General features: G+C 44.6%; 22 protein-coding genes. 4 read left to right on the top strand and 18 right to left on the bottom strand.

Annotation, left to right across the window (positions count from 1 at the left end):
• Positions 1 to 79: 79 nt before the first annotated feature.
• The 11 genes from ribBA to ACXAFJ_RS02180 all read right to left on the bottom strand — a co-directional run bounded on the left by ribBA (position 80) and on the right by ACXAFJ_RS02180 (position 11,522).
• Positions 80 to 1,192: a bifunctional 3,4-dihydroxy-2-butanone-4-phosphate synthase/GTP cyclohydrolase II gene (gene ribBA / locus ACXAFJ_RS02230; protein WP_475321111.1), complete on the bottom strand. Its 1,113-nt coding sequence runs from the start codon at positions 1,190 to 1,192 to the stop codon at positions 80 to 82.
• A 30-nt stretch (positions 1,193 to 1,222) separates the two neighbouring features.
• Positions 1,223 to 1,882, bottom strand: a complete 660-nt coding sequence (locus tag ACXAFJ_RS02225) for a riboflavin synthase (RefSeq protein WP_475321109.1) — start codon at positions 1,880 to 1,882, stop codon at positions 1,223 to 1,225.
• Between the two features lie 29 nt (positions 1,883 to 1,911).
• A complete protein-coding gene (ribD, locus tag ACXAFJ_RS02220; protein ID WP_475321108.1) occupies positions 1,912 to 3,009 on the bottom strand; it encodes a bifunctional diaminohydroxyphosphoribosylaminopyrimidine deaminase/5-amino-6-(5-phosphoribosylamino)uracil reductase RibD in 1,098 nt (365 codons plus the stop codon).
• A 26-nt stretch (positions 3,010 to 3,035) separates the two neighbouring features.
• On the bottom strand, positions 3,036 to 3,485 hold the full coding sequence (nrdR, locus tag ACXAFJ_RS02215; protein WP_475321106.1) for a transcriptional regulator NrdR: 450 nt from the start codon (positions 3,483 to 3,485) through the stop codon (positions 3,036 to 3,038).
• 116 nt (positions 3,486 to 3,601) lie between these two features.
• Positions 3,602 to 4,852, bottom strand: a complete 1,251-nt coding sequence (locus ACXAFJ_RS02210; RefSeq protein WP_475324042.1) for a glutamate-5-semialdehyde dehydrogenase — start codon at positions 4,850 to 4,852, stop codon at positions 3,602 to 3,604.
• Positions 4,853 to 4,879: 27 nt separating this feature from the next.
• A complete protein-coding gene (gene proB / locus ACXAFJ_RS02205; RefSeq protein WP_475321105.1) occupies positions 4,880 to 6,013 on the bottom strand; it encodes a glutamate 5-kinase in 1,134 nt (377 codons plus the stop codon).
• Positions 6,014 to 6,146: 133 nt separating this feature from the next.
• Positions 6,147 to 6,536: a sigma factor-binding protein Crl gene (gene crl / locus ACXAFJ_RS02200; RefSeq protein WP_475321104.1), complete on the bottom strand. Its 390-nt coding sequence runs from the start codon at positions 6,534 to 6,536 to the stop codon at positions 6,147 to 6,149.
• Positions 6,537 to 6,633: 97 nt separating this feature from the next.
• On the bottom strand, positions 6,634 to 7,881 hold the full coding sequence (gene frsA / locus ACXAFJ_RS02195) for an esterase FrsA (RefSeq protein ID WP_475321103.1): 1,248 nt from the start codon (positions 7,879 to 7,881) through the stop codon (positions 6,634 to 6,636).
• An 87-nt stretch (positions 7,882 to 7,968) separates the two neighbouring features.
• The gene (gene gpt, locus ACXAFJ_RS02190; protein ID WP_475321101.1) at positions 7,969 to 8,433 is read right to left on the bottom strand and encodes a xanthine phosphoribosyltransferase; all 465 of its coding nucleotides are present in this window, start codon (positions 8,431 to 8,433) and stop codon (positions 7,969 to 7,971) included.
• 57 nt (positions 8,434 to 8,490) lie between these two features.
• On the bottom strand, positions 8,491 to 9,780 hold the full coding sequence (locus tag ACXAFJ_RS02185; RefSeq protein WP_475321100.1) for an NCS2 family permease: 1,290 nt from the start codon (positions 9,778 to 9,780) through the stop codon (positions 8,491 to 8,493).
• Between the two features lie 179 nt (positions 9,781 to 9,959).
• On the bottom strand, positions 9,960 to 11,522 hold the full coding sequence (locus ACXAFJ_RS02180; protein WP_475321099.1) for a cytochrome-c peroxidase: 1,563 nt from the start codon (positions 11,520 to 11,522) through the stop codon (positions 9,960 to 9,962).
• Positions 11,523 to 11,743: 221 nt separating this feature from the next.
• Here ACXAFJ_RS02180 and ACXAFJ_RS02175 point away from each other — a divergent pair, with 221 nt between their 5' ends.
• From ACXAFJ_RS02175 to ACXAFJ_RS02165, 3 genes are all read left to right on the top strand, one after another.
• A complete protein-coding gene (locus ACXAFJ_RS02175) occupies positions 11,744 to 13,192 on the top strand; it encodes an ATP-binding protein (protein WP_475321098.1) in 1,449 nt (482 codons plus the stop codon).
• Positions 13,189 to 13,881, top strand: a complete 693-nt coding sequence (locus ACXAFJ_RS02170) for a response regulator (RefSeq protein ID WP_475321096.1) — start codon at positions 13,189 to 13,191, stop codon at positions 13,879 to 13,881. The genes ACXAFJ_RS02175 and ACXAFJ_RS02170 overlap by 4 nt, the downstream gene beginning before the upstream one ends.
• Positions 13,882 to 14,513: 632 nt before the next feature.
• Positions 14,514 to 15,986: an aminoacyl-histidine dipeptidase gene (locus tag ACXAFJ_RS02165; RefSeq protein WP_475321095.1), complete on the top strand. Its 1,473-nt coding sequence runs from the start codon at positions 14,514 to 14,516 to the stop codon at positions 15,984 to 15,986.
• Positions 15,987 to 16,055: 69 nt separating this feature from the next.
• On the opposite strand, the gene ACXAFJ_RS02160 is transcribed toward ACXAFJ_RS02165, so the two are convergent.
• The 3 genes from ACXAFJ_RS02160 to dinB form a co-directional block, all read right to left on the bottom strand.
• Positions 16,056 to 17,405 carry a sodium-dependent transporter gene (locus ACXAFJ_RS02160; RefSeq protein WP_475321094.1) on the bottom strand — a complete coding sequence of 450 codons (1,350 nt, stop codon included), beginning with the start codon at positions 17,403 to 17,405 and terminating at the stop codon, positions 16,056 to 16,058.
• A 149-nt stretch (positions 17,406 to 17,554) separates the two neighbouring features.
• Entirely contained in the window at positions 17,555 to 18,292 is a 738-nt protein-coding gene (locus ACXAFJ_RS02155; RefSeq protein ID WP_475321092.1) for a DUF2884 family protein, read from the bottom strand.
• Positions 18,293 to 18,304: 12 nt separating this feature from the next.
• Positions 18,305 to 19,357, bottom strand: a complete 1,053-nt coding sequence (gene dinB / locus ACXAFJ_RS02150) for a DNA polymerase IV (RefSeq protein ID WP_475321091.1) — start codon at positions 19,355 to 19,357, stop codon at positions 18,305 to 18,307.
• 145 nt (positions 19,358 to 19,502) lie between these two features.
• Between dinB and ACXAFJ_RS02145 the strand changes: the two genes are divergently transcribed.
• Positions 19,503 to 20,714 carry a GGDEF domain-containing response regulator gene (locus tag ACXAFJ_RS02145; protein ID WP_475321090.1) on the top strand — a complete coding sequence of 404 codons (1,212 nt, stop codon included), beginning with the start codon at positions 19,503 to 19,505 and terminating at the stop codon, positions 20,712 to 20,714.
• 46 nt (positions 20,715 to 20,760) lie between these two features.
• Here ACXAFJ_RS02145 and nqrM read toward each other — a convergent pair whose 3' ends face one another.
• From nqrM to nqrE, 4 genes are all read right to left on the bottom strand, one after another.
• Positions 20,761 to 20,994, bottom strand: a complete 234-nt coding sequence (gene nqrM / locus ACXAFJ_RS02140; protein ID WP_475321088.1) for a (Na+)-NQR maturation NqrM — start codon at positions 20,992 to 20,994, stop codon at positions 20,761 to 20,763.
• Positions 20,995 to 21,014: 20 nt separating this feature from the next.
• A complete protein-coding gene (locus tag ACXAFJ_RS02135) occupies positions 21,015 to 22,016 on the bottom strand; it encodes an FAD:protein FMN transferase (RefSeq protein WP_475321087.1) in 1,002 nt (333 codons plus the stop codon).
• A 153-nt stretch (positions 22,017 to 22,169) separates the two neighbouring features.
• Positions 22,170 to 23,393, bottom strand: a complete 1,224-nt coding sequence (gene nqrF / locus ACXAFJ_RS02130; protein ID WP_475321086.1) for an NADH:ubiquinone reductase (Na(+)-transporting) subunit F — start codon at positions 23,391 to 23,393, stop codon at positions 22,170 to 22,172.
• Positions 23,394 to 23,427: 34 nt separating this feature from the next.
• Entirely contained in the window at positions 23,428 to 24,024 is a 597-nt protein-coding gene (gene nqrE / locus ACXAFJ_RS02125) for an NADH:ubiquinone reductase (Na(+)-transporting) subunit E (protein ID WP_475321085.1), read from the bottom strand.
• Between the last annotated feature and the right edge of the window lie 6 nt (positions 24,025 to 24,030).

Genomic DNA, 24,030 nt, shown 5'->3' with positions numbered 1-24,030 from the left:
CCGTGGTATTTCACCTCTCCGTAAAACACAAAAGGAGCCGAAGCTCCCTTTGTCTCTTTGATGTGGCTTACTGGAAAAATTAATCGACCACGTACTCAACAACGTTGAGACCAAAGCCACCAAGTGCATGATACTTTTTGGTCGTCGATGACAATAAACGCATGTCGGAGATACCCAAATCGGCAAGGATTTGAGAGCCTACCCCAACTCGTCTTGAGGTGCCCTGTTTCTTCGCCAGTGTTGGTGCTTCGCCTTTGTCTTGCGCTTCAAACATCTTGACGCGATGTACAAGTAAGTCGGTCGACTCTTCGTTACCCAATATCACAAGCACACCGCCTTCTTTACCTATTCTCGACATTGCTTTGTCCAGCGACCAACTGCGCTCTGAGCTGCGATCACTACGAAGTAAATCAGTAAAAGTATCTTGCAAATGCACACGAACAAGTGGCGCTGGCTCTGCAGATACATCACCTTTTTGTAGTGCATAATGGATTTGATTGTCGATCACATCGCGGTAAGTGACCAATTCGAAATCACCAAATTCAGTCGGCAAATGGCACTGAGCAACGCGCTCAATGGTAGTTTCTGTATTGTTGCGATATTCAATCAGATCAGCAATGGTACCCAGCTTTAACCCGTGCTCTTGGGCAAACACTTCAAGATCCGCGCGGCGAGCCATGGTTCCGTCATCATTGAGAATTTCCACAATAACACCTGCGGGCTCACAGCCTGCCAATCTTGCCAAATCACAACCCGCTTCGGTGTGACCAGCGCGAGTCAGCACGCCACCATCTTGTGCTGCCAACGGGAAAATGTGACCCGGTTGTACTAAGTCCGCCGCTTTGGCATCTTTCGCCACAGCAGCTTGTACAGTCAGCGCACGGTCCGCCGCCGAAATGCCCGTTGTTACGCCCTCAGCCGCCTCAATCGAAACCGTAAAGTTCGTGGTGTACTGCGCATTGTTGTCTTGCACCATAGGTGGTAGACCGAGTTTTTCACAGCGCTCTTTGGTCATGGTTAGACAAATCAATCCACGCCCATATTTAGCCATAAAGTTGATGGCTTCAGGGGTCACGTGCTCGGCAGCCATAATCAGATCGCCTTCGTTCTCTCGATCTTCGTCATCCATTAGGATAACCATTTTGCCTAAGCGGATATCTTCGATAATTTCTTGAGGAGTACTAAATGCCATCTTGTGCTTCCTAAATAGGGAATTAAAGGGTTATGCAAATCCGTTTTTTTGCAGCATATCCATAGTGATAGAGCTGCTCGGATGTTCTTGTTGTTCTGTTGAAGCCGTCATCAACCGCTCCATATATCTTGCCAATACGTCGACTTCTAAATTCACTCTGCGACCAACAGCAAACTCAGAAATTGTCGTCTCTTGTGTGGTATGAGGAACGATAGTGAGTTTGAACGCATCATCTCGCAAAGCGTTTACTGTCAGGCTGATTCCATCGATAGTCACCGAGCCTTTTTCCGCAATGTACCGACTAATCTCTGGAGACATCGATACCCAGTATTCAAAGGCTCTACCAACTGGATGTTTTTCCAAAATTTCAGCAACCGCGTCAACGTGACCAGACACGATATGACCACCAAATCGAGTTGTCGGTAACATCGCTTTTTCTAGGTTTACTTGCTGTCCAACCTGGTAGTACGCAAAACCGGTTTTATTAAGCGTTTCAACGGACAAATCGGCTTTAAAACTTTGCTGGTCATAATCAACCACAGTCAGGCACACGCCATTAGTCGCAATACTGTCGCCTAGTTTGACATCTGACATGTCTAAGTTACCAACATTCACATGAACCGTAATGTCGTCACCAACTGGGGTAATTGACATAAGTGTGCCTGTTGTTTCTACGATACCTGTAAACATCTTGAACCTTGTGTAACCAATTTAAATCATTATTGCCAAACGGGTTTGGCAATAATACGAATGTCTTTACCAATCATACGAACATCCAAAAACTCAAGGTCGATAACCTGATCCATGGCGTCTAACCCCAATGATTCTATCAAGCTTCTTCCCTGCCCCATAAGTTTAGGCGCAACATACAGAATCAGCTCATCCACCAATTTTTCTTGAATCATTGACGTCGCAAGTGTCGCACCGGCCTCAACCCAAAGATGATTGATTCCGTGCTCTGATGTGAGGTGAGTGAGCAAGTGAGATAGAGCAATTTTGTCGCCATCAAGTAAATGATCTTGTTCGCCCTGACCAGAAATAACAATGGTTTCACCGTCAGTTGCGAATAACTTGAGTTCGGAGCTAAGTTTACTTTGTCTGTCCAAAATAACTCGCGTTGGTTGTCTTAACGCTTCTTGCGAGTAAATCTGTTGAACAGAGTTAGGCAATTCATCCCAACGTACGTTCAATGAAGCATCGTCTGTGATAACGGTTTGGCTAGTCGACAATATAGCACCCGACATGGCTCGAAACCGCTGCACGTCGCGACGCGCTTCACTGCCGGTAATCCATTTGCTTTCACCGTTACTCAACGCGGTTTGTCCATCGAGGCTCGCCGCCAATTTCAGTTGAACAAATGGACGCTTGTGCTTCATAGCGCTAATGAAACCTGGATTCAAAGCCAAGGCTTCTGATTCAAGCAAACCGACATCCACTTGAATGCCAGCATCGCGAAGCATTCGAAAACCATTTCCAGCAACTTGCGGGTTAGGATCGGTCATCGCGCAAACTACGCGAGAGACACCTGCTTCGGTGAGCGCTTTGGCGCAAGGCGGTGTTCGGCCGTAATGAGAACAAGGCTCGAGTGTGACGTAAGCTGTCGCACCTTTTGCCTTGGTGCCTGCTTCTCGCAAAGCATGAACTTCAGCGTGTGGCTCACCGGCGCGAAAGTGAAACCCTTGGCCAATAATATCGTTGCCTTGAGTGATTACACAGCCAACCCTTGGGTTTGGTGCTGTGGTGTATATACCTCGTTTCGCCAGCTTTAATGCTTGCGACATCATCAGATGATCAAACTGAGAAAAAATGGTGCTCATAGAAAGAATTTGTCCGTTATTGGCAGCTAGTCTTCGAGTTTGGCAATTTCTTCGCCGAACTCTCGTATATCTTCAAAACTTCTATATACGGAAGCAAAACGGATATAGGCGACTTTATCTAGTTCTTTTAGTTGATCCATAACCAAATTACCGATCATCTCACTCGGAACTTCGCGTTCACCTGTGGCTCTCAGTTTAGATTTAATTACCGAAATACCTAGTTCAATTGCATCAGCACTAACCGGGCGTTTTTCCAACGCTCGTTGAATGCCACCAACCATTTTGTCTTCATCAAAAGGTTCTCGATTGCCATTAGACTTAATCACTTTTGGCATCACCAATTCAGCGCTTTCAAACGTGGTGAAGCGTTCATGACATGCCAAACATTGTCTGCGACGGCGAACTTGATGACCATCGGCGACCAATCGAGAATCTATAACTTTTGTATCGTTTTCTGAGCAAAATGGACAGTGCATAAACCCTCCTAAACAATTGGCTCAAGTGTATCGGAAATCCCTAATCAAAAAAACGAAAAGGGTCGATTCGACCCTTTAAACTCTGGAGATGAACACATTACTGTGCACTAGTTTGGCTATGGACGCGGCAGATAATCCGCTTTTCCAACCCATTTGTAACTGGTCAACTCTTCCAGTCCCATTGGACCTCGTGCATGAAGCTTTTGCGTTGACACGGCCACTTCTGCTCCTAGTCCAAATTGCGCACCATCGGTAAAACGAGTCGAAGCATTTACATAAACCGCCGCAGAACCCGCTGCATTGATGAAGCGCTCGGCGCTGGTTAAGTCATTGGTCATAATGGCGTCAGAGTGGCTGGCGTTGTGCTCTCGCATATGGTCTATCGCTTCATCCACGCCAGACACTAGCTTGACACCCATTGTGTAGCTCAACCATTCGGTATCGTAATCCCCTGATTCAAAACCCTTAGTATTGTCAGAGTCACTAAATAAGTGAGCGGCATTGCCGTCTATCACGTAACACACTCGTTCATCCATCTTGGCTTTTAACATAGGGATAAACTCGCTCGCCACTTTTTCACTAACAAGAAGCGTATCGAGTGCGTTACAAGCAGAAGGTCGCTGAACTTTAGAGTTCACTACGACATCGACAGAGCGTTGCAGATCGGCCGATTCATCGACATAAACGTGGCTAATCCCAAAGCCGCCAATAATGACCGGAATACTCGAATTTTCTTTACACATTTTATGCAAGCCCGCGCCACCGCGAGGGATGATCATATCGACGTAATCATCCAATTTGAGTAATTGCGAGACCAATTCACGGTCTGGTTTTTCGATATATTGCACCGACGCCAATGGCAAGTTGGCTTTAGTCAATGCCGATTGAATAACCGAAACCAACTCCATATTGGAATGGAAGGTTTCCTTGCCACCGCGAAGAATGCTCGCGTTACCTGTTTTCAAGCAAAGTGCGGCAATATCAATCGTAACGTTCGGCCTCGCTTCGTAAATCACCCCAACCACACCCAGCGGCACGCGGCGCTTACAGAGTGACATGCCATTCTCGAGTACTTTATGATCCAGCTCTTTACCCACCGGATCATCCAATTGAATCACCTGACGCACGTCTGAAGCAATCCCGGCAAGTCGCTCGGACGTGAGTAGAAGCCTATCTAGCAGTGCTTCCGTTAAACCATTAGCTCTACCCGCTTCTATATCTTTGGCGTTGGCGGCCAGAATATTGGCCTCGTTCGCTTCAAGCTCATCGGCAATAATAGCTAAAGCGCGATTCTTTTGTGCAGTGCTGGAGGTGGCCAATTGAAATGCTGCGTCTTTCGCAGCTTGTCCCATAACCTTTAAATCCATCATTTCATTTCTCACTAATTCGATTATTTATTCTTGTATGACAACCAAATCATCCCTGTGAATGGTTTCTGAGCCGTAGTCGTACCCCAGAATGTCGATAAAATCTTTACTGTGCTTACCGCGAATTTTATCCAAATCTAGGCTTGAGTAACTTGAAATACCTTTTGCTATTAAAGCCCCTGATTGGGAGATCACATTCACCACTTCACCTCGGGCAAAGACACCATCTACAGAGGTCACACCTTTTGATAGCAGACTACTGCCTCGTTCTATCACAGCTTTGCATGCGCCTTCATCGATAACAATGTTACCGCTTGAAGAAGGCCCGGCAAGAATCCAACGTTTGCGGTTTTCAAGAGACTCTTCTGAGGCTACGAAGCGAGTTCCATGCGGGGTGTCGCTCACACAGTCTGTGATCACATTAGGTGCACTGCCTGCAGCTATGATCACTTCGATACCTGCCCGGCGTGCAATATCGGCTGCTTGCAATTTGGTCGCCATTCCGCCTGTACCTAATGTGGTGCCACTGCCACCGGCGATCTCTCTTAAGGTATCGTCTATCGTTTTAACTTCTTTGATCAATTCCGCATCTGGATTACTTCTTGGATCAGCGGTAAACAGACCTTTTTGGTCCGTAAGGAGCAATAACTTGTCCGCGCCACATAAAATACCCACTAGCGCGGATAGATTGTCGTTATCACCGACCTTTATTTCGTTGGTCGCCACCGCATCATTTTCATTCACGATTGGCACAATGCCGTGGCTAATCAGTGCATGAATGGTGTCTCGTGCATTTAAAAAGCGTTCGCGGTTTTCCAAATCAGCTCGGGTCAATAGCATTTGACCAATCTTGATACCGTAAATAGCAAACAGTGATTCCCAAGTTTGAATCAATTGACTCTGCCCAACCGCGGCAAGCAGTTGCTTACTGGACATGGCGTTGGGAAGTTCGGGGTATTGCAGATGTTCTCTTCCCGCAGCAATGGCTCCTGAAGAAACCATAACTATGGGGTGGCCTTTTTTGTGTAGTTCGGCACATTGACGCACAAGTTCAACCATGTGCGCGCGATCCAAAGCAGTGGAGCCACCAGTCAATACACTGGTTCCCAATTTCACTACTATGGTATCGAGACGAGAGGACGTCTGCGTTTTTTGATTCATATGAATTGGTCTTCTTACTATTCAGGCTATCTGTTTTATCAACCCAAAAGCGAATAAACAAGAAGAAAAGGTGCATAAAAGCACCTTTTGTAATTCAAGAGTTCAGAACTGAATTGTGGTTATTCAGTTATTCTTAGACGAATTCCTGAGATTCTTTGTGAAGTTCGACACTTAGCTCGAACTTTTCCTGTAAAGTCGATACAAGCTTTTCATGAAAGGCAGCCTGAGTGCGGTTCACTTCTTCAACACTCTTTTTAGGCAATGCCTGTGGTTGCCAATCACCCGCGACATCATATCGGCCGACATGATATCTGGCTTGAAAACCATCATCCGTAGCTCTTAGCTCCATCCACCAGCCCCAAAACTCACGTTTTTCGGGGGACTTTTTGTCGTCAATACAAACCGACAAACAATCGAACAAATAGAAGCCCTCTTGACTTTGAGGTTCTCTCAAGTAAGGACCGATAGCTTTTAGCGCAGACAGCAAACGGTGATGAGTTGGGGTTCTCGTCATTTCTGACATATTGAATCTCCAGTTCTCGTTAACAAATTATATTTTTATTTATCAGCCCCTTAATAAGAGACTGCTTATATAACTGTTAACTAGTTTTGGAGTTTTGTCATGCTAATAGTTGTTCTTCAAACCATTTTATTGCTAAATCGAGGGATTGCTCATATCCCTGTGTAATCGACTTGGAACTAATTTGCTTTACTTTGCCACCTTGGCTGAAAAAGGCCAAAGATCGATTATCCGATTCTGGAGACACAAAATCGCCATCCATACTCAGTGCCAGTATGGGAACGGCTGTTTTTCTTCCTGAGAAAAACCCTTGTTTTTTCAATGACCAAACACCCAATTGAGCCGACAGACTATTGATATCTACCGGACTCTTACCAATTCGATTTGACAAAACATCTAAATACATTTTCGACATTTGTTTGACTTTTTGAGGACTTGAAAGCACATCGTGAATAGGTGCTCCAATAGAAACACAGGCCCTCACTTTTGATTGTTCCAAAAATGACAAACGCGCTAATGCATTACCACCAAATCGAAAACCCATTACGCCAACTCTTTGGTGGTTCACAAACGCCAATGTTGGCAAATGGTTCAACACAGCTTGGTGAATAAGAGACGTTTCTTCGGTCATAGACCAACGTTTGCTGTACCCCACCGATGGCATGTCAACGGTAATCATCGCGATTTCACGTGGCGCAAAGTGGTCACGATACAAACGCCACATATCCGTTTGTAGGCTATCTAACCCAGCACTCACAATGACGGTTGGCAAAGGTCGCTCTGTATGAGGTAAGTGAAGCAGCGCTTTTATATGCTTATTTTTATAGGGAATTTTTACTTCGATAATTTTGTGGGAGGTATGAGTCGCAGCCTCTTCATAAGCTTTGTGTGCCAGAAGCTGAGCTTGCGACGCCAAATTATCGGAATTGAGGTGAGGATAGCCTGCAATACTGTAACAAAGTGAAGCGTTAAACAGTTCATCAGCTCTCGCTTCACCTTCAAGATTCACACTGTTTTTTTGATGCTCCATCCCTAGTGCAGACCATTCGAACGTCCAGTTTCCTGAACGATACCCCGTGACTGTATCTAACCATTTATCGTGAGTTCTTGAATTTTCTGAGCTGGCAATCTTGGCCAATACCATTTCCAATTCAATCGGGTCAATACCTTGCCAAAGCCATTGAATTTTTCTGAGGTTTCGATACCACGCGGAACGTCCGTGAATCATTTTTTGATCCAACCATTCTTGGCTGCTTGGCATATAAGGCGTTAGCGACGACGTTTCTTTGGTTTGTTTTTTGTTCTCAAACAGGGTTTCAGACAGATTTTTGCTAGCTTGCTCGGTCATTGTTTCAATTCGAATTAGGTCAACGTTTTAATAGTAATAGAAAAAATGGCCCTTGAAAGGGCCATTTATACATTATCTAACTCTTGGTTATTTAATCTTGCGATTAATGGGTTCAGCGTACTGAACTGTCATGTCCCAAGGTTGTTCAATCCATGTATCTTGTGGAATATCCACTACATATTGGTCAACGAGATCTTTGCCGGCTGGCTTGGCACATACTGTGATCAGTTTTGCTTTCGGATACATTTCACGAATTTTCTTCGCGGTATCGCCGCTGTCCGACAAATCGTCTACCACAAGAAATCCTTCTCCATCGTGATCAGGTGCCTTTAACACAGACATGTCACGCTGATGATCGTGGTCATAACTAGAAATGCACACGGTATCGACATAGCGAATACCCAATTCTCTAGCCAAAATAGCAGCTGGTACTAAACCGCCACGGCTCACAGCAATGATACCCTTCCATTGGTCTGCTGGCATTTGCAACTCTGCCAATTGACGGCAGTAAGTTTGCATATTGTCCCACGTAATGATGAATTTGTTGCTCATGGTTATAACCTAATAATTGTTATAAAGGAGTGCACAAGGCACTCCTAATTTTAAGGATTAAGCAAAGATAAATTTAGCAACAAAAATCGCAGACATCACCCAAACTGCGATGGAAACGTCTTTGGCTTTGCCACTAAGTAGCTTGATCGCCGCGTAAGCGATAAATCCAAGATAAATACCTTCTGCAATAGAAAATGTCAGAGGCATTAGTAAACATGTTACCGCGACAGGGGCTGCTTCCGTCAGATCTTTCCAGTCGATGCTAACTAAGCTAGACATCATCAAGATCGCAACATAGAACAATGCGCCTGCGGTTGCGTAGGCCGGGATCATACCAGCAAGTGGCGAGAAAAACAGTGCTAACAAGAAAAGTGCGCCAACCACGACAGCTGTAAGACCAGTGCGACCGCCTTCAGATACGCCCGCTGCACTCTCAATATAAGATGTGGTATTCGAAGTACCTAATAGTGCGCCAACAGATGTTGCTGTTGAGTCAGATAGTAGAGCGCGATTCAGACGCGGGATACGGCCGTCTTTGTCTACTAAATCTGCTTTTTGAGCCACGCCAACCAAAGTGCCTGCCGTGTCGAATAGATCGACAAAAAGCAAAGCAAACACAACTGAAATCATGCCAATTTCAAACACGGCAGAGAAATCTAGCTGCATAAATGTTGGTGCGATACTTGGCGGAGCCGACACTAAACCGCCCCATTGAACGTCACCGAAAATCATACCAAGGCCAGTCACAATCAGAATGGCTAGCATTACCGCGCCTTTCACGCCGCGATGTACCAGCGCTACCGTAATGAAGAAACCGAGACCAGCAAGGACAGCGTTCACAGAAGTGATATCGCCCATTTGAACGAAGGTAGCAGGACTATCGACGACAATTCCAGCATTTTTTAGACCGATAAACGCCAAAAATAAACCAATACCCGCAGCAATACCTGTGCGCAGTGACATTGGAATGGAGTGAATGATCCACTCTCTGATTTTGAATAGGCTCAAAAGGATAAACAAGATACCAGACACAAATACAGCAGCTAGTGCAACCTGCCATGTGTGTCCCATACCCAATACCACACCATAGGTGAAGAACGCATTGAGCCCCATACCTGGTGCTTGAGCAATTGGGAAGTTAGCTACAAAACCCATAATGAAACAGCCAATAGCGGCCGCTAGACAGGTCGCGACAAATACGGCGCCACGGTCCATGCCTGCATCAGCAAGAATCATTGGGTTAACAAAAATGATGTAGGCCATGGTCAAGAAGGTGGTTAAACCTGCTATCACCTCAGTCTTTACGTTCGTGCCATGTTCACGAAGCTTGAACAGATTTTCGAGCATAATCGAATCCTATAAGGGTAAAAGTAAACGGTTGCGTAATCGATTGGCCGGGGATTATAAAGTTATCAAAATGGGATTGCCAGTATGAACTCTGACGCAAATCAAGAAAAAAGCGAACAAGGCATGTTCGCTTCACGTTTGTAACCGATTACAACAGATATAGGTTTGTTCGAGTGAATTCACAAAGGGTTGCCAAATTGGTCAATGGCAATTAAGACGTTTCCATCTGGGTTATCAAGAACTTGATCCGCTATCCAGGGTGCTAAGCAAGATCGACTTTCCACACAGGGATCGGTTAAAGCATTAAGAAAGGCCTCGATTTGCTCGCGTTCTGTTCGGTTTATTCTTACATCTCCTAATCGTGAAACTCCGTCCCTTTGATCTTGTTCTAGCTTATCTAAAGCCAAACGAGTATTGGCTTCACCATTTGGATACAAGCTCGAACAATTGGCAACTGGAGTAAATTGTGGCAAATCACAAAGGTCATTATCGTCAAAAAAGTCTACAGCCTCTCTGCGAGGGTTGTTGTAATGACTGATGACCTGACTCAGCGTTTGATAAGTCCCCGAGTGACCATATGGCCCGGTTACCGCGACATTTAAAAGTGACGGTGTTCTAAACCGGTATCTGTCCTGGCTATTCGAAGTTACCAACTCCCTGCCAAAATCATCATCATTACCAACGCCTTTACCCGGACCGATTTGTGGAAAGCCTAACGCATGATGCCCCTCATCACTGAACAAAGCGCCGTTATGGCAAGCTCCACAACCCGCTCCCCCTTCAGAAGTTGGTGTAAAAAATAAAATCGCACCTTGCTTTTGCTGATCCGTCATCGCAGATAGCGAACCATCAATATAGTTTTGCCATGGATTATCGGTAAATACCATTGAACGCTGAAACTCTCCTAGCGCCAGTGCAATGTTGTCAAAGGTAATTAACGTTGCAGCGTCAGCACTACTTGAAAACGCGGTTTGAAACTCCACCAGCCATTGATTCAACGCCAGTTCTCCCATGCCCTCACCAAAATCGCCGATTCGTGCTGCAAGATGATCTCGCACATCTTGATTAGAATTACCTGATTCGAACGTTGACCCTTTCATTTCTTCAACTGATGTGACGGGAAATCGGGCTTGTGCGGTGACCAGATTCGGTCCGGCAGAAAAATCGGCATTTCCATGACCGCTGTCAGGCGTACTGATGTTAGAAAGTGCACCATTTTGATTTGCTTCTTTGCCTAAACTTTCAACTCGGGAATCCCAAAATAGCCCGCTATCCCACAACGCCATATTGAAAACCGTCGGTGCATTTCTGGGCACATTGGGTAACGCGTCATTGTCCTGCCGGCCTTCACCTAACAGATCGTCTGATATAGCAGCAACTCCGACTGACAGCGATAAGTTGTCAGCACCACCCAATGAGGGATGATGGCAAGTGACACAAGCGACATCTTGATCACCACTCAAGCTTTTGCTGTAAAAAAGCTTTTTACCCAACTGCGATAAAGGAGAGTTTACTGCCGGAATCGTTCGGTTGGCCACAGGATCAATCCGCAATCCAAACCGATTAATCAATGCTTCGAGTTCATCGTCTCTTGCGGTTGCTTGGTCTGCGTCAAGTGCATCCAAAAACTCTTGCAGAGCGGCTTGTTGCTCTGGGCTACACCCAGTTAACAGCAATATCACGGTCAGTATTGAGACTTTAAATTTTCTCAACTTGAACAAATAGCTACCTACAACCAACATTTTCTTCCTCCAATGCCGCACCGAAACAGGTGGTGCTATAACAATTTAGAAAAAGAAAATGCAGGAATAGCGCAAGAAATAAGGAAATATTGTGCAAATGACGCTGTTATTGAACCTGCCTCGACAAGGTCACCTATACTATTGATATCTATAAATTAACTAATTGGCACAGCCCATGCCCCTGACAAACGCGACAGTTATTAGTTATCTGAGGTCTTGCGTTGAAACTTAGCTTCAAGCTTTGGCTTATCATTACTATCCCTGTCGTTATCCTGTTAACGGCGACCTATCTACTCACCTCTTATAGTTTCACCCAAGGGTTGGCTCAACAAATTTCAGAACGAGAACGAGAAGAGCATAAAACTCTAGGCCAGAGTTTGGAAAACTGGACTCAACTTGGTTACAAGCTTCGCTCACTTCGACATCATCCGGACCTATGGCAGAAGATGACCTTGGCAGCAAATCGAGGAGAAAGCTTGTCATCAGAATACCTTGATGAATGGTTTTTATCGCGCAGTAAGCCAAAGCCTTTGCCCAAGCGTCCTCCTAAACGCAAGGAAGACAGGCGCCCCCCTCCCCCAATACCACATACAATAAGCAAAGTTCTCTTGAACAAGCAAAAACAACCGATTGTAGGACAGCCTGAAGAGGTGCATAGGATTCTTCCTATTCACAATCCGGATGGAGTGTTAATAGCCTACGTTGGAACACTCGATGAAGAGAACTTACTTAACGACTATGATGTGGCATTTTCTAATCAACAAACTCAGGTGTTTACCTATGTTTTTGTGTTTGGAATCTTTATATATAGCTTCAGTGCTTTGTTCATTGCCCGATACCTAAGTCACAGATTGCAAGGTCTTGCTAAACAAGCAAATGAGATAGAGCGTGGTCAGTATTCTAATTTGAAATCTCAGTTTAATGGCGATGAAATCGGGCAATTGGAACAAACAATACATGCGCTTGGTACTTCGTTACAAAAACAAGAAAACAACAGAAGAGAATGGTTGGCAAACATTGCACACGAGCTCAGAACGCCATTAACCATCATTATTGGAGAGCTTGATGCGCTGCTTGATGGGGTTCGTCGTGTTGACGAAAAAAGTTTGAGATCTTTGCAAGAAGAAGCCAATCAACTCATGAAACTTATTGAAGATCTCAATACTCTGACACACGCGGATTTGGGCGCGTTAACCTTTGAGTTCACCAGTACGGATTTGGTTAAATTCGTCTCGCAATTTGTCGAGTCCCACAAAGGTCAGGCGTCAGTGCGAGGGTTCAATCTCACCTTAGACAGCTCTTATTCAAAAGCATTGGCGAAAATAGACCAAACTCGAGTATCTCAAGTGTTAAGCAATTTGCTTGCAAATTCCATCAAATATACAGACACGCCCGGTTCTATCTATGTTTCAGTTCAAGTTAGTAAACTCTGGGTCTATATCGACTTTGAAGACACCTCTCCCAGTGTGCCGGATGCTTCACTAGATAAACTCTTTGAGGTTATGTATCGAACTGAAAATTCACGAAATCGCAAATCAGGTGGTTCTGGATTAGGGTTATCTATATGTAAGAGCATCATGTTGGCCCATGAAGGTTCTATCTCAGCCGACCATTCTAAATACGGTGGATTGGCGATACGACTGGCTTTTCCGCTTGAGGCAATAAAATGAACACAGTGCTGATAATCGAAGACGAACAAAAAATCGCAGATCTTTTGGCCGATTATCTCTCAGCTAGCGGTCTAGATCCGGTGATTGTTGACGATGGAGACCTAGCCATGAACGCGTTTAACGCCAACTCGCCATCTTGTGTCCTACTAGATCTGATGCTGCCGAACAAAGATGGTTTAGAGATCTGTAAGGAGATAAGAGAGATTTCAACAACCCCAATCATCATGCTCACGGCAAAAGTTGAAGAGTTAGATCGAATCCTCGGTCTAGAACTTGGTGCGGACGATTATGTATGTAAGCCATTTTCTCCCAGAGAGGTCGTTGCAAGAGTTAAAGCCCAAATCCGGCGTCTCGACATGACTTCACATAGCAATCGAGGGGAACCAGATCGCTACGAAATCGACCGAGCTCGAATGCAAGTCAAAATTAAGGGCGCTAGAGTTGAGCTAACCGCAATTGAGTTCGAACTGTTTTCTCTATTCTCAGCGGAGCCCGAACGAGTTTTTTCTCGCCAACAGCTGATGAATAAAATTTATGTAGATAACCGAATCGTGAGCGAGAGGACAATAGATAGCCACATCAAAAAGCTACGCCAGAAAATCCAATCCGCAATTGGAGATGATGCCAACTGGCTACATTCAGTTTATGGCGTTGGGTATCGGTTTTCGGTGATGGAGCTAGAAGCATAAAAAAACGCCACTTAAAAAAGTGGCGTCTGAATCAACTCGGATTTCAAATAAATAGGGGGTGAACTTAACAGTTCGAAAAGCAAGTTGTTAAACCAACCAGATAGCAATCTGATTAGTATCCAAAACTTACTGGGTATGCAAAATTAGTCGTGTAAACAGAGTCAAACAACCAATACTCTGCACTCGGTAAACCTTTCATATTATCACCTTAGATTGAAGTCGATTTAAACAAACTCGGTTCCGTGGAGGCGATAAATCGGGCTCGTCCAATGAGCATACTGTGCTCTGTTTCTCAAGAGCCTGTGCAATATACCACACGGTAATATAATTACAAACAAAAACTGACTCGCATCACAAAAATCTAGAAATTGGCCGATATCCACTTCCCTTATCGTAATTAAATTACAATTTTATTAATTTGCGTGAAAGAAAGTTAGCTCGAATAAAAAACCAACTGCACATGTCTTTCTTATAAAAATTCGAGTTAAAAATATGTCAATCACAGCGTACTTCCAAAGCACTACTCTCAAAAGGCTGTGAGTGATATTCTTGGCAGCATTTCGGTGGTTCCTTCTATTTCTTCGCAGATTTATTGAATCATCTTTGGATTAACTTCGCTTAAGGAGTCAGTTGTGTCTGAATTTCACTCTGAAATTAGCCAATTATCACCACAATCTTTGTGGCAGTTTTTTGACAAAATTTGTTCAATTCCTCATCCATCAAAGCACGAAGAAGCGCTTGCTCAATACATCATTTCTTGGGCTCAAGAAAAGGGCCTAGAAGTAAAACGAGACAAGACTGGCAACGTATTTATCAAAAAGCCGGCGACTCCTGGTATGGAAAACCGTAAGCCAGTAGTTCTTCAGGCTCATATTGATATGGTGCCTCAGAAAAACGCGGACACAGAACATGACTTTGTTACTGACCCAATCCAACCTTATGTTGATGGTGAGTGGGTAACTGCTAAAGGCACAACATTAGGCTCAGACAACGGCATCGGAATGGCATCTTGCTTGGCGGTCCTTGATGCAGAAGACATCAAACACGGTCCAATTGAGGTTTTGCTAACCATTGACGAAGAAGCTGGTATGACCGGCGCTTTTGGCTTGGAAGAAGGGTGGCTTGAAGGTGAAATCCTTCTTAACACAGACTCTGAGCAAGAAGGCGAAGTCTACATGGGCTGTGCTGGCGGTGTAGACGGTGAAATGGTGTTTACTGTTGAACGTCAAACAATTCCAAGTGATTTCACAGTCAAGAAGCTAACCGTAAAGGGTCTTAAAGGCGGTCACTCAGGTTGTGACATCCACACCGGCCGTGGCAATGCTAACAAAATTGTTGCCGATTTCTTGGTAAGTTATGGACTTGATCTGGACGCTCACCTTGTTGAGTTTACTGGTGGTAGTCTGCGCAACGCCATCCCACGAGAAGCATTTGTTACGATCGCGCTTCCTGAGTCCAATCTGACCAAACTCGAAAGCGCCGTCGCTGAACACCTAAAAGTTCAACAGCAAATTCTGGGTTCCGTTGAAACGGATATCATCATTTCTGTTGAATCAACGGAAACCGAACTGGCAATGCTGACGTCAGCGGATAATCAGCGTTTTGCGCATGCTCTCAATGCTGCGCCAAATGGCGTGATTCGTATGAGCGATGATATTGAAGGCGTAGTTGAGACCTCACTCAACGTTGGTGTGATTAGTACGTCGGAGACTGAAATCCGCGTAATGTGTTTGATTCGCTCACTGATTGATGAAGGTCGCCAGCAAGTGCAAGATCAGTTGTCTTCGGTTGCAACATTAGCCAATGCACAAATCGAGTTTTCAGGTGCCTACCCTGGCTGGAAGCCAGATCCTGACTCTGAGATCATGGCTATCTTCCGCGATATGTATGAGAAAATCTACGGCCACAAACCAAATATCATGGTTATTCACGCTGGCCTAGAGTGTGGTTTGTTCAAAGAACCTTATCCAAACATGGATATGGTTTCATTTGGTCCAACGATCAAGTTCCCGCACTCTCCAGATGAAAAAGTGAAAATTGATACCGTTGCCCTTTACTGGGAACAAATGGTTGCACTGCTAGAGCGCATTCCAGAAAAAGCGTAATCGCTCTGCGATTTAACAAAACGGCCATCTTCGCGATGGCCGTTTTTGTTTGCTTAGTCGCTTGTATACTTAGCCAAAAGAGGCCCAAATAACCGTAGTAACCAAAATTGGGCATACAAACTTCACATACCAAGGCCAGACTTTACCAAACCACCCTTGTGTGAACTCAGGGTAACCTTGTTCAAGTTCCTTAACCTTTTTATGACGATTCCAAACCCAACCGCCAAATAAACAGAACATAAGTGCAGCAGTAGGTTGTAAATACTGGGTAGCCACTTTGGCAACTAAACCGAACAACGCACCAAAATTAAATACGATTACAATGCTCACAACGGCGATCACACCACCAATGATCCAACTAGTGCCCTTTCTAGAAGTACCGAATCGTTCACCCACCAGAGCAACAGGACATTCCAACATGGAAATGGATGAGGTCAGCGCTGCAATAGTCAGAAGTAAAAAGAAAACCACAGCAAAGAGTTGGCCAAGTAATCCAAGGCTGTCGAACATTAGTGGCAGTACAGTAAACACAAGCGTATCGCTACTTAGTAAAGCGCCTGATTCAGAGTAGATTTGCACGCCTTTTTGCATCGCAACAAACATAGCTGGCAACACCACAAGACCCGCGAGAAATGCAACACCGGTATCAACCAGTGACACGTTCATAGCCATTTTCGGTAGGTTTTCTTTTTTACTCAGGTAAGAGCCGTAAATCAACATTGAGCAGCCACCAATGGTAAGAGAAAAGAAACCCTGCCCCATCGCAGCTAAGATCAACTGACGGTCCCAAATCTTGTCAAAGTCAGGAACTAAATAGTGTTTTAACCCTTCCATCGCACCATCTTGCGACATGATGTAGACAAACAAAATGGCGAACAATGCAAATAGTGCAGGCATCAAACGTGTCGACCATCTTTCAATACCTTTTTTAACACCGCCTTGAACAATTAGAATGGTTAAAACATAAAAGACTAAAGTGCCAAACAAGTTGCGCTCAACGCTAAACCCTTTAAACCAAGCTGTTGCTGCCTGCATCCCGATTAACTCAGTGATTGCGCCCAGAAGAAAACAGATCAGCCAGCCGCCAACAATACTGTAAAACGCCAATACCGCGCTGGGCACGCTCAAGCCTATCCAACCGACCAAAGCGCCTACGCTTTTTTTGGCCTGAGAATCGGTAAGTGAGCGCATGCTATCGACAGGGTTAGCTTGACCGTGACGACCTATCGCCATCTCCACCACCAGCATTGGAAACGCCACCAACAAGATCATGACCAGATAGACCAACAAAAATGCTCCACCACCATTTGATGCCGCTTGTGTAGGGAAACCCCAAATATTTCCTAATCCAACTGCCGCCCCTGCCGCAGCCAAAATAAATCCCATACGAGAGCCAAAAGCTTCTCGTTGAGTCGTCATTCCACCCATAAACACACTCACAAACTAGTTAGCTAGTACAATATTGCTAGCGTACCAATCTAAATCAGATAAAAAAACCAGATAACACAAGTTATCTGGTTTTATGGGTGTACAAATGACAATACATCAGGACCATCATCCAATCGAAGTTAGATGGTAACTAAGGGGTAGTCTTTCAATTGTGGAATGAGCTTATGAAGCTTTTGTTCTTGTTCTGACAACTGTTCAAGAGATTGGCACATGTCCTCAGACTGGGCTTCAATCTGTTTTTCATGTTGCTGGAAGCGCTCTGCCAAATTCGATTTCAGTGATCTGATTTGCTCACCGAGTTCTGTTAGGTTTACGCCACCTTCTTGTTTCATTCTCTCACTCATGACATTGAAGGCACTGGAAATCACCTCAAGATCCATAACAGCTTTTAATTGTTCAATCTGTTGAGATAATGTGGATGCATAATCCTGATAACTGCCAGACGGCAGTGTCCACTCGCCATCTTTATAATACTCCTGCTTAATTTGGCCTATTGCCTGATTTATTTTTTGCTTGGTCTCATTCAACGCTTCAGGATTATCTAACTTCCTCGCAACTTCGTTTACGATATCAGTCGCGAGTAAAAAACTCGTGTCAGCGAACCCTTCAAGCTTGGGCATAAAGTCTCGTATCAAATTCTGATAGTGTTGCAGGGCGGCTTTTTGTTCTGCGGTTAAAGATATCGAATCACCGTGAAGGCGCAATTGGTCTGCGTCGAGCTCTGCCGTTGTTCCATTGTTTTCGATCTGTATTTGTTCATCTTTGACAGAAAGATCACTGCTTAACTGAACACTACATTCAGCGTTCGTTATTTGGGGTAATAGAGCAAAAAGGCCAAGTACAGTGGCTTTGTTCATATTGATAGACACCTAAAAAAAGCTGAGTTGTTTTTGAGCTTGCTCTGGTTTTAGCATAACGTTCAATCCTAATAAACGAATTTCTCGTCCTTGCTGACGTTTGAGTATATCGCTTAGTAGCCCTTTAAAATCCTCGAGATTTAGACTCAGCTGCCCGTGCTCAATGGTTGTCTGCTGGAAATCAGCAAACTTCATTTTGATGCCTTGTTTGGTGATGCTTTTCGACTCGGAAGCATTTGCTAGGCGTAACTCCAATTCGGGGAACAACTTGTTTTCAATGATTTGCCAGCATTCCTGATAACTCGAAATATTTTCGCTAAATGTTCTCTCTACACCAACAGATTTGCGTTCTCGTTCGGTCACGACTTCTCGGTTGTCGATGCCATGGCTGCGCTTCCACAAAGACTCTCCGAGTCGGCCATAGCGTCTGATAAGGGCTAAATGATCTTGTTGTTTGATATCACTACAGGTAAATAGGCCTGCTTTATTTAGCTTTTCTAATGTCACCTTCCCCACTCCAGGAATTTTGCCAAGAGACAACTTATCAATCTCACTTTGCAGCGTATCTGGCGTTATTACATATTGCCCGTTCGGTTTATTGAGATCAGACGCGACTTTTGCCATGAACTTGATTGGCGCAACACCTGCTGAAGCGGTCAATTCGAGCTCATTGTATATGTCACGGCGAATCGCCTCCGCCATTAACGTTGCTGACCCGGAGCACTGAGTGGACTCTGTTACATCTAAATATGCTTCGTCTAAAGAAAGCGGTTCGATAAGAGGAGTGTAGCGAGAAAAAATTTCTCGGATGTGTTTTGATACATCCTTGTAGACTTGCATACGTCCTGGCACCACCAATAGGCCTGGACACAGCTTCAATGCTTTGGCGGTAGCCATAGCACTTCTTACGCCGAACTCGCGAGCCTGATAGTTACAGGTACTTATAACACCCCGCTGCTTTTCTGAGCCACCCACTGCAAGTGCTCTATTCCGATAATCGGGGTTATCGCGCATCTCGACCGCTGCAAAAAAGCAATCCATGTCTACGTGTATTATTTTTCTCATAGCGAAAACCAGAACTGTATATAAAAACAGTATATCTTTTTTACTTATTAGCTCAAGTAATCAGCAAAATTTTCATCATGTCTTATCATTAAAAGTATCGATTGAAATCCCGTTAGCTCAACACGTTAAGGTAAGCACTCACCCCATGTATAAAGTTCTTGTTGTAGAAGACAGTCGCGCTTTTCGAACTTATGTTGAAAGCAAACTCACTGAAATTGGGTTAACCGTTGACTCTGCGGAATCTTTGGCAGAAGCAAAAGCTCTGATCGATAGCAATGATGATTACTTATTTGCGGTTTTGGATTATTGTTTGCCCGATGGCCCAAACGGAGAGGTTATCGATTACGCATTAGAGCAAAAACTGAAAGTTATTGTGCTGACGGGTCATTTTGACGATGACTCGAGAGATCAGTTTATAGCTAGAGGGGTATTGGATTACATTGTCAAAGAAAGCATGAGTGCAGTCGCGTATCTGGTACCTTTATGCACTCGACTAATGAACAATCACAATCACAAAGCACTAGTGGTGGATGATTCATTGTCTATTCGTTGCCACGTACGAATGATGTTAGAACGCCAATATATTGAGACGTTAGAAGCAGATGACGGTGCTCATGCATTAGAAGTGCTAAAACAAAACCCAGACATCACAGTGATAATATCCGACCAAGCCATGCCGAACATGGATGGTATTTCCATGACTCGTGAAATTCGTCGAACCTTAGATCGCAACCAAGTTGCCGTATTAGGGCTATCCGGTAGTGATAACCCCGCAATTACAGCACGCTTTCTTAAAGCTGGCGCTAATGATTTCCTTCATAAACCACTCAACCAAGAAGAGTTTAACTGTCGTATCCATCAGATACTGAATATGAAAGAGGCAACCGACACCCTGTACCGGTTAGCTAATCAAGATGCTTTGACCTCACTTTGGAATCGACGCTACCTGTTTTCTAAGTTTAAGCGAAATTCTGAGTACAACTTGGCGATGGTGGATATTGACCATTTCAAAAACGTTAACGACACCTATGGCCACGATGGTGGCGATACGGCGTTGGTGCAGGTTGCACACTTGATGAAACAGCACTTCAGCAAAGATATTGTGGTGAGGTTTGGTGGGGAGGAGTTTTGCATCATTAGCCGCTTTGGGTACAGCCGCTTTTTACAAGAGCTCGAACTCATGCGTGTCAAAATACAAGTCACGCCGATTCAATTTGCTGACCAGCAATTCCCTATTACTGTTAGTGTCGGAGCATCAGAGCCTAGTGCTAGCCTAGAAGAACAAATTCATATTGCCGACCAACGTTTGTACTTGGCTAAAGAATCCGGTCGCAACCAAATAGTTGGTTTAGGGTAAGACAAAAAAGAGAGCCGTTCGGCTCTCTTTGGCAATGCGTTTTTCGTTAAGCAATACGGTCTTTTTCCCACTGATTCAGCTTCTCAGCACGCGCAGCTTCACGAGCTTCACGCTTCATTCTTGCATCACAAGGTTCCGGGCAATTACACACTTTTTCAATGCCCAATGGACCAAGTCCACCACAACTGCCTTTTACTTCTTTTCGTGCAAAAATGAATCCCACCGCCATAAGAGCGATGAATCCGGTAAACAGTGCAAATGTAATTAAAAACGTACTCATAACGACCTACTCACTCAATATTATTTTAGGAACGGTTTGAACGCTTCTGAAGCTACTTCTTTGAAGCCATCGTCCGTTTTTATAATCATTAATGCAGGGATACCATGTTCGTTGGCAACTTTCAATCCAAGCTCATCTCCCAACACCATTAATCCTGTAGATAAACCATCGGCTGTCATCGACGACTTATCTAGTACCGTCACTGAAGCAACGCGGTGAGTGATCGGCTTACCGGTCTCCGGGTTAATGATATGAGAGTAACGAATCCCCTCATCTTCGAAGTAATTACGATAGTCACCTGAAGTAGCCATTGCCATATCACCAGGCTGAATTATTTCCTGAACACTACGCTCATCGGTAGACGGCTTTTCAATGGCAATACGCCATTGAACTTCTTCACGGTTGTGACCCTTAAGACGGATTTCGCCACCAATTTCAACCATATAGTTAGCAATACCTAACTCTTCCAGATAATCAGCAATGACGTCAACACCCCAACCTTTCGCAATAGTAGAAAGGTCAACGTACAAATCTGGAATCGTCTTCTGTAGAGTATTGCCTTCAACGGTTAGATGCTCAATACCAATACGCGCGCGACGCTCAGCCAGCTGCTCTTCACTTGGTACTTTCTCAGGTCTTGCTTCTGGACCAAAACCCCAAAGGTTGACTAGAGGCCCAACTGTCACGTCTAGCGCACCCAACGTAACTTGGTTTAGTCGAATTGCTTCTCTGGTTACCAGAGCAGTATCAGCTGAAACACTAAACGGTTCTGTAGATTCAGATTGATTAAAGCGGCTCAGTTCGGATGTTTTGCGGTAAGTAGACATCTGGTCGTTAACCAGTTCTAGACGGTTATTGATCTCGGTTTGAATAGCTTCTGGCGCAGCAACGCCATCAACCTTCAAATATTTCACGTTGTACTGAGTACCCATAGTTGGGCCATTCAGATGAATTTGCTCCGCTGGCTTATCACAGCCAACTAATACAAGAAACGAAGCTAATACAACAAGCCATAGTTTCACTTGCTCTCTCCTATCAAGAGTAAATTAATAAACACGGAAATAAACTGTACCTAACCAATTTATTGCAGTGCTTACTGTTGAGTTAGAAGTATGAGTAAAAGAATGGCTGACTCTAGGAGTCAGCCATTTGTATATTTATGACCAAGTCAGCGATTAGCCACCGAAGTCATCAAGTAGGATGTTCTCATCCTCTACACCAAGATCTTTAAGCATGCCTATTACAGCCGCGTTCATCATTGGTGGACCACACATGTAGTACTCACAATCTTCAGGCGCTTCATGATCCTTCAGGTAGTTTTCGTACAAGACATTGTGGATGAAGCCAGTGTAGCCATCCCAGTTATCTTCAGGCATTGGATCAGAAAGAGCACAGTGCCACACGAAGTTATCGTTTTCTGCTTGCAGGCCATCAAAATCCTCAACGTAGAACATCTCACGCTTAGAACGAGCACCGTACCAGAACGACATCTTACGAGAAGATTTTAGACGCTTAAGCTGGTCGAAGATGTGCGAGCGCATAGGAGCCATACCTGCACCACCACCAACGAATACCATTTCAGCATCAGTGTCTTTCGCGAAGAACTCACCAAACGGACCAGAAATCGTACATTTGTCACCTTCTTTCAGTGACCAGATGTACGAAGACATGATACCAGGTGGTACATCAGGATTATTAGGTGGCGGCGTAGCAATACGCACGTTCAACATAATAATGCCTTCTTCTTCTGGGTAGTTTGCCATTGAGTAAGCACGAATAGTTTCTTCGTCAACCTTAGACTCGTAACGGAACAGGTTAAACTTGTCCCAATCTTCACGATACTCTTCAGGTACATCGAAGTCTGCGTACTTCACATGGTGGACGGGCGCTTCAATCTGGATATAACCACCAGCACGGAATGGCACTGATTCACCATCAGGAATCTGCAGCTTAAGCTCTTTGATGAAGGTTGCTTTGTTATCATTAGAGATAACCGTACATTCCCATTTTTTAACACCAAAGATCTCTTCAGGCAGTTCGATATCCATGTCGGTTTTCATTGCTACCTGACACGCTAGACGCTCGCCTTCACGCGCTTCACCTTTAGTAATATGGTCAAGCTCGGTCGGTAGGATTTCACCACCACCTGATTTGATTTTCACGCGACACTGACCACAAGAGCCACCGCCACCACAAGCAGAAGATACGAATACACCCGCACCCGCTAGTGCACCAAGTAGTTTGCTACCTGGTTGAGTTACGATCGCTTTTTCTGGATCGCCATTGACAGAAATCGTAATGTCACCTGTTGGTACCAGCTTTGACTTAGCGAATAGAATCACTAGTACTAATGCCAGTACAATCAAAGTAAACATCACTACGCCAAGAATAATGTCCATTAGACTATTCCTTTATTGTTGCGGTTTACCCGACTTACAGTTGAACACCAGAGAAAGACATAAAGCCTAACGCCATCAAACCTACAGAGATAAACGTGATGCCTAGACCACGCAGACCTGGAGGAACATCAGAGTACTTCATCTTCTCACGTAGACCCGCAAGAGCGACGATAGCTAGCATCCAACCAATACCTGAACCGAATCCGTACACTACCGATTCCGCAAAGTTATAGTCGCGCTGTACCATGAACGATACGCCACCGAAGATTGCACAGTTTACTGTGATCAACGGCAAGAAGATGCCAAGTGCGTTGTACAGAGGTGGGAAGAAACGGTCCAAAACCATTTCTAGAATCTGTACCAGCGCCGCGATTACACCGATGAAAGTGATGAAGTTTAGGAAGCTTAGATTCACTCCCTCAACTAATGCGTTTTCTTTAAGTACTAGGGTGTACAACACGTTGTTCACTGGTACTGCGACCGTTAGAACAAATACAACCGCAACACCTAGACCAAATGCCGTCTTAACTTTCTTAGATACCGCCAGGAAAGTACACATACCCAAGAAGAAAGACAGGGCTAGGTTTTCGATAAAAATCGATTTAACTAATAAGCTTAGATAATGTTCCATGACACC

This window comes from Vibrio sp. ABH4_348 (assembly GCF_056159765.1).
This window is presented reverse-complemented; position numbering and strand designations above follow the sequence as displayed.

Excerpts from the sequence above, each read along its gene's own strand:
- ACXAFJ_RS02225 (WP_475321109.1), bottom strand. The coding sequence starts at position 1,882 with ATGTTTACAGGTATCGTAGAAACAACAGGCACACTTATGTCAATTACC.
- ACXAFJ_RS02170 (WP_475321096.1), top strand. The coding sequence starts at position 13,189 with ATGAACACAGTGCTGATAATCGAAGACGAACAAAAAATCGCAGATCTT.
- ACXAFJ_RS02145 (WP_475321090.1), top strand. The coding sequence starts at position 19,503 with ATGTATAAAGTTCTTGTTGTAGAAGACAGTCGCGCTTTTCGAACTTAT.
- ribBA (WP_475321111.1), bottom strand. The coding sequence starts at position 1,192 with ATGGCATTTAGTACTCCTCAAGAAATTATCGAAGATATCCGCTTAGGC.
- ACXAFJ_RS02185 (WP_475321100.1), bottom strand. The coding sequence starts at position 9,780 with ATGCTCGAAAATCTGTTCAAGCTTCGTGAACATGGCACGAACGTAAAG.
- nqrE (WP_475321085.1), bottom strand. The coding sequence starts at position 24,024 with ATGGAACATTATCTAAGCTTATTAGTTAAATCGATTTTTATCGAAAAC.
- ACXAFJ_RS02180 (WP_475321099.1), bottom strand. The coding sequence starts at position 11,522 with ATGTTGGTTGTAGGTAGCTATTTGTTCAAGTTGAGAAAATTTAAAGTC.
- ACXAFJ_RS02210 (WP_475324042.1), bottom strand. The coding sequence starts at position 4,852 with ATGGATTTAAAGGTTATGGGACAAGCTGCGAAAGACGCAGCATTTCAA.
- crl (WP_475321104.1), bottom strand. The coding sequence starts at position 6,536 with ATGTCAGAAATGACGAGAACCCCAACTCATCACCGTTTGCTGTCTGCG.
- nqrM (WP_475321088.1), bottom strand. The coding sequence starts at position 20,994 with ATGAGTACGTTTTTAATTACATTTGCACTGTTTACCGGATTCATCGCT.
- proB (WP_475321105.1), bottom strand. The coding sequence starts at position 6,013 with ATGAATCAAAAAACGCAGACGTCCTCTCGTCTCGATACCATAGTAGTG.
- gpt (WP_475321101.1), bottom strand. The coding sequence starts at position 8,433 with ATGAGCAACAAATTCATCATTACGTGGGACAATATGCAAACTTACTGC.
- dinB (WP_475321091.1), bottom strand. The coding sequence starts at position 19,357 with ATGAGAAAAATAATACACGTAGACATGGATTGCTTTTTTGCAGCGGTC.
- ribD (WP_475321108.1), bottom strand. The coding sequence starts at position 3,009 with ATGAGCACCATTTTTTCTCAGTTTGATCATCTGATGATGTCGCAAGCA.
- nrdR (WP_475321106.1), bottom strand. The coding sequence starts at position 3,485 with ATGCACTGTCCATTTTGCTCAGAAAACGATACAAAAGTTATAGATTCT.
- frsA (WP_475321103.1), bottom strand. The coding sequence starts at position 7,881 with ATGACCGAGCAAGCTAGCAAAAATCTGTCTGAAACCCTGTTTGAGAAC.
- ACXAFJ_RS02155 (WP_475321092.1), bottom strand. The coding sequence starts at position 18,292 with ATGAACAAAGCCACTGTACTTGGCCTTTTTGCTCTATTACCCCAAATA.
- ACXAFJ_RS02160 (WP_475321094.1), bottom strand. The coding sequence starts at position 17,405 with ATGACGACTCAACGAGAAGCTTTTGGCTCTCGTATGGGATTTATTTTG.
- nqrF (WP_475321086.1), bottom strand. The coding sequence starts at position 23,393 with ATGGACATTATTCTTGGCGTAGTGATGTTTACTTTGATTGTACTGGCA.